This is a genomic window from Variovorax sp. J2P1-31 (assembly GCF_030317215.1).
GTDB lineage: Bacteria > Pseudomonadota > Gammaproteobacteria > Burkholderiales > Burkholderiaceae_C > Variovorax.
In genome coordinates this window covers 40,244-53,553 of the sequence record NZ_JASZYA010000001.1, presented here as the reverse complement: position 1 = coordinate 53,553, position 13,310 = coordinate 40,244, and the positions used below count along the sequence as shown (strand labels likewise).

Annotated in this window: 13 protein-coding genes; 11 read left to right on the top strand and 2 right to left on the bottom strand. The window is 68.7% G+C overall.

Going from position 1 to position 13,310, the window contains the following annotated elements:
- Window positions 1-38 precede the first annotated feature (38 nt).
- Window positions 39-1,754 (bottom strand): thiamine pyrophosphate-binding protein, encoded by a 1,716-nt coding sequence (locus QTI20_RS00270; RefSeq protein ID WP_286550876.1) that lies wholly within the window; start codon window positions 1,752-1,754, stop codon window positions 39-41.
- A gap of 121 nt (window positions 1,755-1,875) precedes the next feature.
- Here QTI20_RS00270 and QTI20_RS00265 point away from each other — a divergent pair, with 121 nt between their 5' ends.
- The 10 genes from QTI20_RS00265 (at window position 1,876) to QTI20_RS00220 (ending at window position 12,193) form a co-directional block, all read left to right on the top strand.
- Window positions 1,876-2,535 (top strand): TetR/AcrR family transcriptional regulator, encoded by a 660-nt coding sequence (locus tag QTI20_RS00265; RefSeq protein WP_286550877.1) that lies wholly within the window; start codon window positions 1,876-1,878, stop codon window positions 2,533-2,535.
- A gap of 131 nt (window positions 2,536-2,666) precedes the next feature.
- Window positions 2,667-3,440, top strand: a complete 774-nt coding sequence (locus QTI20_RS00260) for an ABC transporter permease (protein ID WP_286550878.1) — start codon at window positions 2,667-2,669, stop codon at window positions 3,438-3,440.
- 43 nt (window positions 3,441-3,483) lie between these two features.
- Window positions 3,484-4,494, top strand: coding sequence for an ABC transporter substrate-binding protein (locus tag QTI20_RS00255; RefSeq protein ID WP_286550879.1), 1,011 nt, complete (start codon window positions 3,484-3,486; stop codon window positions 4,492-4,494).
- 20 nt (window positions 4,495-4,514) lie between these two features.
- Complete coding sequence (locus QTI20_RS00250) at window positions 4,515-5,294, top strand: ABC transporter ATP-binding protein (protein WP_286550880.1); 780 nt, start codon at window positions 4,515-4,517, stop codon at window positions 5,292-5,294.
- 64 nt (window positions 5,295-5,358) lie between these two features.
- Window positions 5,359-6,786, top strand: coding sequence for an enolase C-terminal domain-like protein (locus QTI20_RS00245; RefSeq protein ID WP_286550881.1), 1,428 nt, complete (start codon window positions 5,359-5,361; stop codon window positions 6,784-6,786).
- Between the two features lie 164 nt (window positions 6,787-6,950).
- Window positions 6,951-7,931 carry a tripartite tricarboxylate transporter substrate binding protein gene (locus QTI20_RS00240; protein WP_286550882.1) on the top strand — a complete coding sequence of 327 codons (981 nt, stop codon included), beginning with the start codon at window positions 6,951-6,953 and terminating at the stop codon, window positions 7,929-7,931.
- 40 nt (window positions 7,932-7,971) lie between these two features.
- Window positions 7,972-9,135: a Gfo/Idh/MocA family protein gene (locus QTI20_RS00235; RefSeq protein WP_286550883.1), complete on the top strand. Its 1,164-nt coding sequence runs from the start codon at window positions 7,972-7,974 to the stop codon at window positions 9,133-9,135.
- A gap of 10 nt (window positions 9,136-9,145) precedes the next feature.
- Window positions 9,146-10,330, top strand: a complete 1,185-nt coding sequence (locus QTI20_RS00230; RefSeq protein WP_286550884.1) for a dihydrodipicolinate synthase family protein — start codon at window positions 9,146-9,148, stop codon at window positions 10,328-10,330.
- Between the two features lie 8 nt (window positions 10,331-10,338).
- Complete coding sequence (locus QTI20_RS00225; protein ID WP_286551019.1) at window positions 10,339-11,217, top strand: sugar phosphate isomerase/epimerase family protein; 879 nt, start codon at window positions 10,339-10,341, stop codon at window positions 11,215-11,217.
- A gap of 61 nt (window positions 11,218-11,278) precedes the next feature.
- Window positions 11,279-12,193, top strand: coding sequence for a LysR family transcriptional regulator (locus tag QTI20_RS00220; protein WP_286550885.1), 915 nt, complete (start codon window positions 11,279-11,281; stop codon window positions 12,191-12,193).
- Between the two features lie 100 nt (window positions 12,194-12,293).
- On the opposite strand, the gene QTI20_RS00215 is transcribed toward QTI20_RS00220, so the two are convergent.
- Window positions 12,294-12,449, bottom strand: a complete 156-nt coding sequence (locus QTI20_RS00215) for a hypothetical protein (protein ID WP_286550886.1) — start codon at window positions 12,447-12,449, stop codon at window positions 12,294-12,296.
- Here QTI20_RS00215 and QTI20_RS00210 point away from each other — a divergent pair.
- A complete protein-coding gene (locus tag QTI20_RS00210; protein WP_286550887.1) occupies window positions 12,448-13,290 on the top strand; it encodes a transporter substrate-binding domain-containing protein in 843 nt (280 codons plus the stop codon). The two genes, QTI20_RS00215 and QTI20_RS00210, sit on opposite strands and share 2 nt — an antisense overlap.
- The last annotated feature ends 20 nt before the right edge of the window (window positions 13,291-13,310 follow it).

The following is a 13,310-nucleotide window of genomic DNA, read 5'->3' as shown; positions in this document are numbered from 1 at the left end:
GCCGGCTCGCGCCGGCTTTTTTTTGGCCTGCTCTTTCTTCAGGCCTTGGCCTGCGCCGCCTGCGTGATCGCGCTCAGCGTGACGCGCGTGGTGATCACTTCGGGGTCGAAGGGAATCTCGATCAGCGTGCCGGTGTCGGCCGCCAGCGCCCGCAGCAGCGCGGCCTCGAATTGATCGGTGGCGGTCACGCGCTCGGCCGCGTAGCCGTAGGCGCGGGCCAGCGCGCAGAAGTCGGGGTTGCGCAGCGCGGTGCCGCTCACGTGTGCCGGGTAGTCGCGCTCCTGGTGCATGCGGATGGTGCCGAACATGCCGTTGTCGAGCAGCACGATGATGCTCTTGCCGCCATGCTGCGCGGCCGTGGCCAGTTCCTGCCCGTTCATCAGGAAGTCGCCGTCGCCCGCGATCGTGAACGCCACGCGGCCGGTCGTGAGGTTGCAGGCGATGCCGGCCGGCACGCCGTAGCCCATCGCGCCGCTGGTGGGCGCCAGCTGCGTCTTGTGGCCCTTGGCCAGGCCGTGGTAGCGGAAGAAGCGGTGCACCCAGCTGGCGAAGTTGCCCGCGCCGTTGGTGATGGCCGCATCGGCCGGCAGGTGCTTCTGCAGCAGCGCCACCACCGCCGCCATGTCGACCGCGCCGCGCGGCGCATCGGCCGGCAGGCCGGGCAGCGGCTGCGGCACGAGGTTGGCGAGGTAGTCGGCATGCGCGGCCGCGGTCCAGTCCTCCCACGGCAGCTCGGGCGGCGCGCTCAGCACCTCGAGGCTGCGCGCGGCGGCGCTCATGCCGGCGTTGATCGCCAGGTCGGCCTGGTAGACGCGGTTGAGCTCCTCCGCGCTCGCATGGATGTGGACCAGCGTCTGCTTGGGCTGCGGCGCTTCCAGCAGCGTGTAGCCGCTGGTGGTCATCTCGCCCAGCCGCGGGCCGATGGCGATGACGAGATCGGCCTCCTTCACCCGCGCCGCGAGCTTGGGGTTGATCGCGATGCCGACGTCGCCCGCGTAGAGCGGGTGGTGGTTGTCGAAAGTGTCCTGGTAGCGGAAGGCATTGCCCACCGGCAGCCGCCAGTTCTCGGCGAAGCGCTGCAGCGCCTGCGCGGCCTGCGGCGTCCAGCCGCCGCCGCCCGCGATCACGAAGGGCCGCTTGGCCTGCATCAGCAGCTGGCGCAGGGTGCGCAGCGCGCCGGGATCGCTCCAGGGCTCGACCGCCTCGACGCGCGCCAGCGGGCGGGCCGCGGTCATGGTGCGCAGCATGTCCTCGGGCAGCACCAGCACCACCGGCCCGGGGCGGCCGTTCATCGCGGTCGCGAAGGCCCGCGCGATGTACTCGGGGATGCGGTCGGCGTCGTCGATGCGCTCCACCCGCTTGGCGAAGCCCTTGGTGCTCGGGCCGAAGAAGCTGCCGTAGTCGATCTCCTGGAAGGCCTCGCGGTCGCGGAAGTCGCTGCCGACGTCGCCCACGAACAGGATCATCGGCGTCGAGTCCTGGAAGGCGTTGTGCACGCCGATCGAGGCGTTGGTCGCGCCCGGTCCGCGCGTGACGAAGCAGATGCCGGGCCGGCCCGTGAGCTTGCCCTGCGCCTCGGCCATGAAGGCCGCGCCGCCCTCCTGCCGGTTGACGATGAAGCGGATGCGCTCGCGGTGCGCATGGAAGCCCTCGAGCACCGCGAGGTAGCTCTCGCCCGGCACGCCGAAGGCGTGTTCGACGCCCTGCGCCACCAGACATTCAACGATCAAGCGGCCGGCCTGCTGTTCACTCATGGGAGGTTCGATGCGAAGGAAGAAGGGGCACCAGCTTATCGTGACGGAAGCGCGTGCAACCGGCCGCAGCCGCCGCGCCACCATAATTCCCCGCTCGGTTAGTTCGAACACACAGCAGCACATGGCCTCCTCCCCTCCCAAGCCCGCCAAGCCCGTCGCGGCGCCGCGCGCGCGCGACGCCGACAAGTCGCAACTCTCGATCCTGACCGCCGCGCTGGAGGAGTTTGCGCAGAGCGGCTTCGCCGGGGCGCGGGTCGACCGGATCGCCGAGCAGGCCGGCGTCAACAAGCGGCTGATCTACTACTACTTCGGCAACAAGGACGACCTGTTCCTGGCCGTGCTCGAGCGCACCTACGCCGACATCCGTTCGGCCGAACAGGCACTGCACCTGGACGCGATGGACCCGGTCGAGGCGGTGCGCCAGCTGGTGTCCTTCACCTGGCACTACTACCTCGAGCACCCCGAGTTCATCACCCTGCTCAACAGCGAGAACCTGCACCAGGCCGTGCACCTCAAGCAATCGGCGCGGATCCAGGAGATGAACTCGCCGCTGGTCCAGATGCTGGCCGACGTGCTCGAGCGCGGCCGGCGCGACGAGTTGTTCCGCGACGGCGTGGACCCGATCCAGCTCTACATCTCGATCGCCTCGATCTGCTACTTCTACCTGTCGAACAACGCCACGCTGTCGGCCATCTTCGGGCGCGACCTGCGCGCCCCCAAGGCGCTCGCGCAGCGCCTGTCGCACATGACCGAACTGGTGCTGGGTTACGTGCTGCGCTGACCGGCGCCTGACTCTCCGTGCTTACCCTCGGTGTCGTTGACACCGGAGGTCCACGCGCAAACAATTCACCGCTTGGTTACTTAGCTGCGCGGTCGGGTTGACGCGCGCGTCACTCCCGGAGACTTCGCTCGATGATTCGCAGGCTTCTTCTGCTACCGGCCCTGCGCCCGTTCTTCCTGATCATCGTGCTGCTGGTGCTGTGGGACCTCGCCATCCGGCTGTTCAAGATCCCGGCCTACCTGGTGCCGCCGCCACTGGAAGTGGTGAAGCAGCTGATCGCCGAATGGCCGCGGCTGCTGGCCGAAAGCTGGAAGACGACCCTGGCCACGCTGGGCGGCTTCGGGCTCACGATCGTGATCGGCATCCCGATGGCGATGGTCATCGCCTACTCGCGGCTGGTCGAGTCGTATGTCTATCCGCTGCTGGTGTTCTCGCAGAGCATTCCCAAGGTGGCGATCGCGCCGCTGTTCGTGGTGTGGTTCGGCTTCGGCATCTTCCCCAAGGTCATCTCGGCCTTCCTGCTGGGCTTCTTCCCGGTGGTGGTGTCGACGGTGATGGGCTTCAAGTCGGTCGAGCCCGACATGCTCGACCTGGCGCGCTCGATGGGCGCGAGCCGCCTGCAGACCTTCTTCAAGATCAGCCTGCCGCAGGCCCTGCCCGCGATCTTCAGCGGTCTCAAGGTCTCGGTCACGCTGGCCGTGGTCGGCGCGGTGGTGGGCGAGTTCGTCGGTTCCAACTCGGGCATCGGCTACGTGCTGCAGGTGGCCAACGGCAACTTCGACCTGCCGCTGATGTTCGCGGCCCTGGTGGTGCTGTCGAGCATCGGCGTGATCCTGTTCGTGGCGGTCGACCTGGTCGAGCGCCTGATGATTCCCTGGCACGCATCGCAACGCATCGTGCAGTGATTTTCCCGGCACAACGACAGACAGACCCAACGGAGACCACACCATGAAGACCACCCGCTTCCCCGCATTGATGATCGCCACCGCCGCGGCGGTGCTGATGGCCGTGGCGCCCGCGCAGGCCCAGACCAAGGCACCCGAGAAGGTGACCCTGATGCTCAACTGGTACCTCTACAGCGAGCACGCGCCCTTCTTCCTGGGCAAGGAGAAGGGCTTCTACGCCGAGGAAGGCATCGACCTCGAGATCCAGGAAGGCCGCGGCTCCGCCGTGACCGCGCAGGCGGTGGCTGCCAAGTCGGCCACCTTCGGCTACATCGACGTCACGACCATGATCAAGGCCGCCGCCAAGGGCGCGCCGCTGAAGTCCACCGGCGTGCTGTTCCAGGTCAGCCCGATGTCGGTGATGGGCTTCACCGAGAAGAACATCAAGACGCCCAAGGACATCATCGGCAAGACCGTGGCCGTCACGCCCGGCGACTCGATGTCGCAGATGTGGCCGCTGTTCCTCAAGATGAACGACATCAAGGCCGACCAGGTGAAGATCGTCTCGGGCGACGGCCAGACCAAGCTCAATGCGGTGATGAACGGCCAGGCCGACCTGCTGCTGGGCTACGTGATGGACCAGGCCATCAAGCTGCAGGATGCCACCGGCAAGCCGGTCACGCCGATCCGCTTCGCCGATTCGGGCGTGAACCAGATCAGCTCCGGCATCATCACCAACAAGGCCTTCCTGGCCGAGAACGGCGACCTGGTGAAGCGCTTCATGCGCGCCTCCACCAAGGCCGCCGAAGCCGCCGAGAAGAGCCCCGAGGCCGCGGTCGACGCGATGCTCAAGGCCAACCCCAAGGCCGGCGTGCGCGACACGCTGATCGTCGGCATGAAGCAGAGCGTGGCGCTCTATCACACCAAGGAAACGGCCAACCAGCGGCCCTTCCGCGTGACCATGAAGAACGTCAACGACTCGCTCGACCTGCTGGTGCAGTACGGTGGCATGGACGCAGCCACGCGCGGCAAGCCCGAAGACTACGTGACCCTCGACTACCTCCCCACGAACTGAGCGCTCGCTGCCTGCTGCCCATGTCCTCCGAAGTCCTGATCGAAGCCCGCGGCGTCACCAAGGTCTACCAGACCAAGGACGGTCCGGTCGAGTCGCTGAAGCCGCTCGACTTCGCCATCCGCAAGGGCGAGTTCGTCTCGGTCGTCGGCCCCTCGGGCTGCGGCAAGAGCACGCTGCTCAAGATGGTGGCGGGCCTGCTGCCCATCACCGGCGGCACGCTGACGCTGTCGGGCAAGCCGATCAAGGGCGCGCAGAAGGACGTGGGCATCGTGTTCCAGAGCGCGGTGCTGCTGGCCTGGCGCACCGTGCTCGACAACATCCTGCTGCAGGCCGAGATGCGCCACATGCCGATGGGCCCGGCGCGCGCACGCGCGGCCGAGCTGATCGCGATGGCCGGGCTCAGGGGCTTCGAGGGCAAGTACCCATGGCAGCTGTCGGGCGGCATGCAGCAGCGCGCATCGATCTGCCGCGCCCTGCTGCACGACCCCAGCGTGCTGCTGATGGACGAGCCCTTCGGCGCGCTCGATGCGATGACGCGCGAGAAGATGAACCTCGAGCTGCGCCGCATCGTCGGCGCCTCGGGCAAGACGGTGATGCTGATCACGCACAGCATCCCCGAAGCGGTGTACCTGTCGGACCGCGTGATCGTGATGAGCGAACGCCCGGGCTCGATCGCGGCCGTCTACGACATCGACCTGCCCAGGGAACGCCCGCTGGACCTCATGGGCTCGGCCGAGTTCGGCGGTTACGCCAAGACCATTCGCGCGCACTTCTTCTCCGAGGGCATCCTCGACCACTGACCCGCGGCCGGGCCCCGTACGCGCCGGCCCGCCGCAATGGCGCGCACCGCGCCGGAGACACACCATGGCCCTCGCCGCGCCCCGCTTCCACATCGAACACATCGCCTTCTCGGAGCGCGACGTGACGCTGCGGCTGCCCTTCCGCTTCGGCGCCGTGACGGTCACGGCCTGCCCGCAGGTCCATGTGCGCGCGCGCATCCGCTTCGAGGACGGCCGCACCAGCGAAGGCTGTTCGGCCGAGATGATGATCCCCAAGTGGTTCGACAAGAACCCCGCGCTGTCGAACGCACAGAACTTCGAGCAGCTGCGCCAGGCCCTGCGCAACGCCCGCGAGGCCTACACCGCGCCCGGCCCCGCGCAGAGCGCCTGGGACCACTTCGCCGAGCACTACGACGACCTGCTGGCCACGGGCCTGCGCCAGGGCCTGCTGCCGCTGGTGGCCAGCTACGGGCCGGCGCTGGTCGACCGCGCGCTGCTCGATGCGCTGTGCCTGCACCTGGGCTGCAGTTTTGCCGAAGCGATGGCCATGAACGCCGCGGGCATCGACCTCGCGCGCCATGGCCTGGCGCCGGACCTCGCGGACTTCGACCTGCCCGCCTTCCTCGCACGGCAGCGGCCGCGCACGCGCATCGCCGCGCGCCACACGGTGGGCCTGGCCGATGCGATCCGCGACGGCGACCTGCCCGCCGACCAGCTGCCCGCCGACGGCCTGCCGACCTCGCTCGAGGCGGCCATCGCACGCTACGGCCACCGGCACTTCAAGCTCAAGCTCTCGGGCGACACGCCGGCCGACCTGCAGCGGCTCGGCCGCATCGCGGAAGTGATCGAGGGCCGCGCCGAACTGGTCACGCTCGACGGCAACGAGCAGTACGCCGACGCGGCCGCCTTCGCCGACTTCCTCGACGCCTTCCTGGCCGCGCCCGCGTTGCGCGGCCTGGTCGAACGCACGGTCTTCATCGAGCAGCCCATCGCGCGTGCGCATGCGCTGGACCACGCCATGCACGCCACGGTCGCGCGCCTGCCGCTGTTGATCGACGAATCCGACGCCACGCTCGACAGCTTCCAGCAGGCGCGCGCGCTGGGCTACACCGGCGTCTCGAGCAAGAGCTGCAAGGGCTTCTACAAATCGATCGTCAATGCCGCGCGCTGCGCGCAGGGCCGGGCCAGGGGCGAGGCGCTGTTCCTCTCGGGCGAGGACCTGACCCTGCAGGCCGGCATCGGGCTGCAGCAGGACCTGGCGCTGGTCGGCTGGCTCGGGCTCGACCATGTGGAGCGCAACGGCCACCACTACGTGAACGGCATGGCGGCGCTGCCCGGCGACGAACAGGCCACGCTGCTGGCGCTGCACCCGGCGCTCTACGCGCACAGCGAAGGCGCGGCCCGGTTGCGCATCGTCGACGGCCAGATCGACCTGGCCTCGCTGGCCGCGCCCGGCTTCGGCACCGGTCGCGCGGGCGCCGGCGTGCGCTGGGACGCGATGCGCAGCCTCTGAGCGTCCCGCCCGCTCTCCGGGTAATCCCTGATCCCGACCCCGCGCGCGCGGATTGACCCGCGGCTCGCCAAGCCGGAAAATTCCCTTCAATTCACCAATTGGTGAATTAGACGGTTCACCAGCACCCGGACGGGTGCGCCAGACAAATCAAACGGAGACCTTCCATGACCCCCTTCGCCCGCATCGCCGCGGCCGCCTCGCTGGCGTGCCTCACCGTGCTGACCGCTCCCGGCGCCGCCGCCCAGGGCGCCTACCCGAACAAGCCGATCCGCGTGATCGTGCCCTTCGCGGCCGGCAGCACCACCGACATCATTGCGCGCGCCATCACCGACAAGATGGGCCAGAGCATGGGCCAGACGCTGGTGGTGGACAACCGCGGCGGCGCCAGCGGCACCATCGGCCAGCAGGCCGTGGCCACGGCGGCGCCCGACGGCTACACGATCATGTTGCACTCGTCCTCGCACACGGTGAGTCCGTCGACCTTCGCCAAGCTGCCCTTCGACACGCTGGGCGACTTCGCCGGCATCACGCCGGTCGCGACGCTGCCCAACGCACTGGTGATCTCGCCGTCGAAGAACATCAAGACGCTCAAGGAACTGGTGGCCGCCGCCAAGGCCAAGCCCGGCACCATCAACTTCGCCTCGGCCGGCCAGGGCAGCGCCACGCACCTGAACGCCGAGAAGTTCAAGATGGCCGCCGCCATCGACGCCACCAACATCCCGTTCAAGGGCTCGGCCGATGCCGTGACCGAGGTGCTGTCGGGCCGCGTCGACTACTACTTCTCGCCCATCGCGCCGGTGATCGGCCAGATCAGGGAAGGCCACCTGGTCGCACTCGCCGTGGGCTCGCCCAAGCGCGCCGCCGCGCTGCCCGAGGTGCCGACCACCGCCGAGGCCGGCGTGCCCGGTTCGGAATTCAACTTCTGGATCGGGATGATGGCGCCCGCCAAGACGCCGCGCGAGATCGTCAACCGCCTGCACGACGAGGTCGTGAAGGCGCTCGCCACCCCCGAGGTCAAGGAACGCTTCCTCAAGCTCGGCGCCGACGCCTGGACGCTCACGCCCCAGCAGTTCGACGCCTACATCAAGGACGAAATCGTCAGCAACGCCAAGCTGGTGAAGGCCGCCGGCCTGTCGCCCCAGTAAAGCCCCCCCCATCACCCCCCGCAAGCAAGCAGAGAAAACCATGGCTACACAACGACTCGGACTCATCATGCACGGCGTCACCGGACGCATGGGCATGAACCAGCACCTGATCCGCTCCATCTGCGCGATCCGCGCCCAGGGCGGCGTCACGCTCTCCAACGGCGACAAGGTCATGCCCGACCCGATCCTGATCGGCCGCAACGCCGAGAAGATGGAAGCGCTCGCCAAGAAGCACGGCATCGCGCGCTGGGGCACCGACCTCGACAAGGCGCTCGAGAACCCCGACGACACCATCTTCTTCGACGCCGGCACCACCCAGATGCGTCCCACGCTGCTGGCCAAGGCCATCCGCGCCGGCAAGCACGTCTACTGCGAGAAGCCGATCGCGACCAACCTCAACGAAGCCGTCGAGATCGCCCGCCTGGCCGAAGGCTCGGGCCTCAAGCACGGCGCGGTGCAGGACAAGCTGTTCCTGCCCGGTCTGCGCAAGCTCGACATGCTGCGCCGCGCGGGCTTCTTCGGCCGCATGCTGAGCGTGCGCCTGGAGTTCGGCTACTGGGTCTTCGAAGGCGACCTGCAGCCCATCCAGCGCCCGAGCTGGAACTACCGCAAGGAAGACGGCGGCGGCATGATCCTGGACATGATGTGCCACTGGCGCTACGTGCTGGACAACCTGTTCGGCGAAGTGAAGTCGGTGTCGTGCATCGGTGCCACCCACATCCCGACGCGCTGGGACGAAGCCGGCAAGCCCTACCAGGCCACCGCCGACGACGCGGCCTACGCCACCTGCGAACTGACCGGCCACAACGGCGAACCCGTGATCGCGCAGCTCAACATGAGCTGGGCCACGCGCGTGCGCCGCGACGACCTCGTGACCTTCCACGTCGACGGCACTGACGGTTCGGCCGTGGCCGGCCTGTCGAGCTGCCGCGCGCAGTCGCGCGTGGCCACGCCGCGCCCGGTGTGGAACCCCGACGAGAAGCAGACCATGAACTTCTTCGACCAGTGGCAGGAGATCCCGGACTCGCAGGTCTACGACAACGGCTTCAAGATCCAGTGGGAACACTTCATCCGCCACGTGGTCGAGAACGAGCCCTACAAGTGGACGCTGCCCGAAGGCGCCAAGGGCGTGCAGCTGGTCGAGGCCGCGCTCGAATCGTGGCAGGACCGCCGCTGGGTCGACGTGCCCGCGCTGAAGGTCTGAGGTCGGCGCCATGGCACTCTCGATCACCCTTCCCACCGCCGGCGGCACGCTGGCGCCCTACGCCCTGCGCGGCCAGGTGCTGGCCAAGCCCGAGGCGGGCCTGAAGTTCAACCGCATCGCCTACTCGGCGGCGCACGTGGTGGCCGATCCGCTCGCGGCGGTCGACCCGTGGCTGCAGGCCGCGGTCGACTGGGACACCACCATCGCCTACCGCCGCCACCTGTTCTCGCTGGGCCTGGGCGTGGCCGAGGCCATGGACACGGCGCAGCGCGGCATGGGCCTGGACTGGCCCACCTCGCTGGAACTGATCCGCCGCTCGCTCGATGCGGCCAAGGACGTGCCCGGCGCCTTCGTCGCCTCGGGCTGCGGCACCGACCACCTGAACATCGACGAGGTGAAGAGCGTCGACGACGTGATCCGCGGCTACGAAGCGCAGATGGAAGCCATCGAGAAGCTCGGCGGCAAGCTGATCGTGATGGCCAGCCGCGCGCTGGCCCGCGTGGCGACCGGTCCGGCCGACTACGAACGCGTGTACGGCCGCATCCTGAGCCAGGCCAAGCAGCCGGTGGTGCTGCATTGGCTGGGCGACATGTTCGATCCGGCGCTGGCCGGCTACTGGGGCACGAAGGACATCGACGTGGCCATGGACACCGCGCTGGGCATCATCGCCGCGCACCCGGACAAGGTCGACGGCATCAAGATCTCCCTGCTCGACAAGGACAAGGAGATCTCGATGCGCCGCCGCCTGCCCCCGGGCGTGCGCATGTACACCGGCGACGACTTCAACTACGCCGAGTTGATCGCCGGCGACGGCTTCGGCAGCGAAGCGACGCACGGCAAGAGCGATGCGCTGCTGGGCATCTTCGACGCCATCGCCCCCGCCGCGAGCACCGCGCTGGGCGCGCTCGCCAAGGGCGACAGCGAGACCTTCCATGCGCTGCTGGGCCCCACGGTGCCGCTGTCGCGCCACATCTTCGCGGCGCCCACGCGCTTCTACAAGACCGGCGTGGTGTTCATGGCCTGGCTCAACGGCCACCAGAAGCACTTCACGATGGTCGGCGGCCAGCAGAGCACGCGCTCGCTGCAGCACTTCGCGGAACTGTTCCGCCTGGCCGACGCGGCCAGCGTGCTCGAGCAGCCCGAACTCGCGGTGCAGCGCATGAAGACGCTGCTGGCGCTGCACGGCGTGGAATGAGCACGACGATGCGCGACTTCTCGTCCAACCACGACTGGCTCTCGATCAACACCGCCACGGTGCGCAAGCAGTCGGGCGCGGAGGTGCCGCTGGACCGCATCATCGACCAGTGCGCCGAACGCGGCATCCGCGCGATCAGCCCCTGGCGCGACCAGGTCGCGGCCGTCGGCCTCGACAAGGTCGCGCGCCAGCTGAAGGCGCACGGCATCGCCCTCTCGGGCTACTGCCGCGGCGGCTTCTTCCCGGCCGCCGACGCCGCGGGCCTGAAGGCCGCGCTCGACGACAACCGGCGCGCCATCGACGAGGCCAAGACGCTGGGCTCGCCCTGCGTGGTGCTGGTGGTGGGCGCGCTGCCCGGCGCGCTCGAAGGCAAGCCGGCCTACACCGACCTCGCCCGCGCGCGCGGCGAGGTGCGCGACGGCATCGCGGCCTCGCTGGAATACGCGCGCGAGGTCGGCATGCCGCTGGCCATCGAGCCGCTGCACCCGATGCAGGCGGCCGACCGCGCCTGCATCAACACGCTCGAACACGCGCTCGACCTCTGCGACGAACTCGACGCCGCCAAAAGCGGCCTGCTGGGCGTGGCGCTCGACGTCTACCACGTGTGGTGGGATCCGAAGCTGCAGCAGCAGATCGCACGCGCCGGCCGCGAGCGCCTGCTGGCCTACCACGTGTGCGACTGGCGCCTGCCCACGCGCGACCTGCTGTCCGACCGCGGGATGATGGGCGACGGCGTGATCGAGCTCAGGAAGATCCGCGGCTGGGTCGAGGCCGCGGGCTTCGCGGGCTTCAGCGAGGTCGAGATCTTCTCGAACCTCGACTGGTGGCAGCGCACGGGCAGCGAGACGCTGGACGTCTGCATCGAGCGGCACCGCAGCGTGGTCTGAGCGGGACGGGCCGGAGGCCGGTGAACAGGCCGCGCATACGCGGTCGTTAAAGTCCACCTCCATGAATTTTCGTCAAATCGAAGTGTTCCGGGCCATCATGGCCACCGGTTCGGTCAGCGATGCGGCCCGGCTGCTGCACGTGTCGGTGCCCGCCATCAGCCGCGTGCTCTCGCACACCGAGACCCAGCTCAACTTCCCGCTGTTCATCCGCATCAAGGGCCGGCTCTCTCCCACCGCCGAGGCACGCCGGCTCTACCACGAGGTGGAGGACGTCTACCAGGGCGTACAGCGCATCAGCGACCTCACGCACGAACTCATGGCGCGCCGCTCGGGCCTGGTCAGCGTGGTGTCCAGCCCCGGCATCGGCCACATGCTGGTGCCGATGGCCATCGCGCACTACCACCACGCCAACCCCGAGACGCGCGTGCATTTCAAGTGCCTCAACCAGGACCTGCTGCGCGAGCGCCTGCTGAGCCGGCACTTCGACCTGGGCATCTCGCTGGAAGCGGTGGACCATCCCAACCTCAGCAGCCAGCCGATCGCACGCTGCCGCATCGTCTGCATCTGCCCCCGCACGCATCCGCTGGCCGCGCGCAACGCGGTCGGCGCCGAAGACCTGCTGCCCTACGACCTGATGTCGTACCCGCGCGGCACCCCCTTCGGCGAGCTGGTGCGCAACTTCTTCGCGCCGCTCGACGACGCGCCGCGCATGACATTGGAAGTCGGCTCGCCGCAGAACGCCTGCGCGCTCACGCACCTGGGCGCGGGCATCGCGCTGGTCGACGAGTTCTCGCTGCAGGCCTGGCCCGACGCGCGCTTTCGCATCCTGCCGGTCGAAGGACTGGAGCCCTTGGTGGCGCACCTGGTCCACCTGCGCACCGACCCGCTCTCGCCGGCCGCCGAAGCCTTCGTGCGCACCCTGCGCAGCGTGCTCATGCAGCGTGGTCTTGCCGCGCCGAAGCCGCAGGAAAGCTGATCGCCCGTTGAAGGCGCCCACCAAGGGAATGCCCCAATAGCATGCACGCCGCACTTCGGATGGGCACTTTCCACACACCGCACCGCACTGGCGCGAGGTGTTAACGCACGCGCAACGACGCCGCACAAAGCATCAATCGACGCGACCTTTCTCCCTCGAAATAATTCACCGCATCGCCGGAGCACACCACTCCGGTGCCGGTCGCCTGGTGGCCACGCGCCATCCGGTCTGCGATTTTTTCTGGAGAAATGCTCATGTCCCGTCACCTGAAGTTCCTGCTCGCGCCCCTGGCCTTCGCTTGCGCCATCGGCACCGCCGTCGCCCAGACCACACCGCTGCGCACCGGCATCGACCCCAACTTCCCGCCGCACGCCTTTCCGAAACTGAGCGGCGGCTTCCAGGGCTTCAACGTCGACCTGGGCGAAGAGATCGCGCGCCGCCTGGGACGCAAGATCGAGATCGAGGGCGCGCAGTACTCGGCGCTGATCCCCGCGCTCAATGCCGGCAAGTTCGACTTCCTGATGGCGCCCACCACGGTGTCGCCCGAGCGCGCGAAGTCGGTGCTGTTCACCGAGGGCTACCTGGAGAACAACTTCACGCTGGTCATGAAGAAGGACCGCAACGACATCCAGCGCCTCGAGGACCTCAAGGGCAAGACCATCGCCGTCAACAAGGGCTCGGGCCCGGAGGAATGGGCGCGCAACAACCAGGCGCAGTACGGCTACGAGATCGCCGTCTACGGCACCAACGCCGATGCGGTGCAGGCCGTGATCTCCGGCCGCGGCGACGCCAACCTGGCCGGCGTCACGCCCTCGGCCTGGGCCGCCAAGAGCACGCCGGCCATCAAGACCACCTTCACGATCAAGACCGGTTCGGTCTGGGCCATCCCCTTCCGCCTCGACGACAAGGCCGGGCGTGACCAGGTGAGCAACGTGCTCAAGTGCATGAAGCTCGACGGCTCGCTGCAGAAGATGCACACCAAGTGGTTCGGCGCCGCGCCGGCCGCCGACTCGGCCACCGTCGTCTCGCCGGCCGGCCACGGCATCCCGAGCCTGTTCGGCTACGAGGCCACCACCGCCAAGCCGGTCTGCCAGTAAGCGCCGCGCGCCACCCTGCC

Bases quoted from the DNA above. Each gene is read 5' to 3' on its own strand.
- QTI20_RS00270 (WP_286550876.1), bottom strand. From the start codon at position 1,754: ATGAGTGAACAGCAGGCCGGCCGCTTGATCGTTGAATGTCTGGTGGCG.
- QTI20_RS00265 (WP_286550877.1), top strand. From the start codon at position 1,876: ATGGCCTCCTCCCCTCCCAAGCCCGCCAAGCCCGTCGCGGCGCCGCGC.
- QTI20_RS00260 (WP_286550878.1), top strand. From the start codon at position 2,667: ATGATTCGCAGGCTTCTTCTGCTACCGGCCCTGCGCCCGTTCTTCCTG.
- QTI20_RS00255 (WP_286550879.1), top strand. From the start codon at position 3,484: ATGAAGACCACCCGCTTCCCCGCATTGATGATCGCCACCGCCGCGGCG.
- QTI20_RS00250 (WP_286550880.1), top strand. From the start codon at position 4,515: ATGTCCTCCGAAGTCCTGATCGAAGCCCGCGGCGTCACCAAGGTCTAC.
- QTI20_RS00245 (WP_286550881.1), top strand. From the start codon at position 5,359: ATGGCCCTCGCCGCGCCCCGCTTCCACATCGAACACATCGCCTTCTCG.
- QTI20_RS00240 (WP_286550882.1), top strand. From the start codon at position 6,951: ATGACCCCCTTCGCCCGCATCGCCGCGGCCGCCTCGCTGGCGTGCCTC.
- QTI20_RS00235 (WP_286550883.1), top strand. From the start codon at position 7,972: ATGGCTACACAACGACTCGGACTCATCATGCACGGCGTCACCGGACGC.
- QTI20_RS00230 (WP_286550884.1), top strand. From the start codon at position 9,146: ATGGCACTCTCGATCACCCTTCCCACCGCCGGCGGCACGCTGGCGCCC.
- QTI20_RS00225 (WP_286551019.1), top strand. From the start codon at position 10,339: ATGCGCGACTTCTCGTCCAACCACGACTGGCTCTCGATCAACACCGCC.
- QTI20_RS00220 (WP_286550885.1), top strand. From the start codon at position 11,279: ATGAATTTTCGTCAAATCGAAGTGTTCCGGGCCATCATGGCCACCGGT.
- QTI20_RS00210 (WP_286550887.1), top strand. From the start codon at position 12,448: ATGTCCCGTCACCTGAAGTTCCTGCTCGCGCCCCTGGCCTTCGCTTGC.
- QTI20_RS00215 (WP_286550886.1), bottom strand. From the start codon at position 12,449: ATGAGCATTTCTCCAGAAAAAATCGCAGACCGGATGGCGCGTGGCCAC.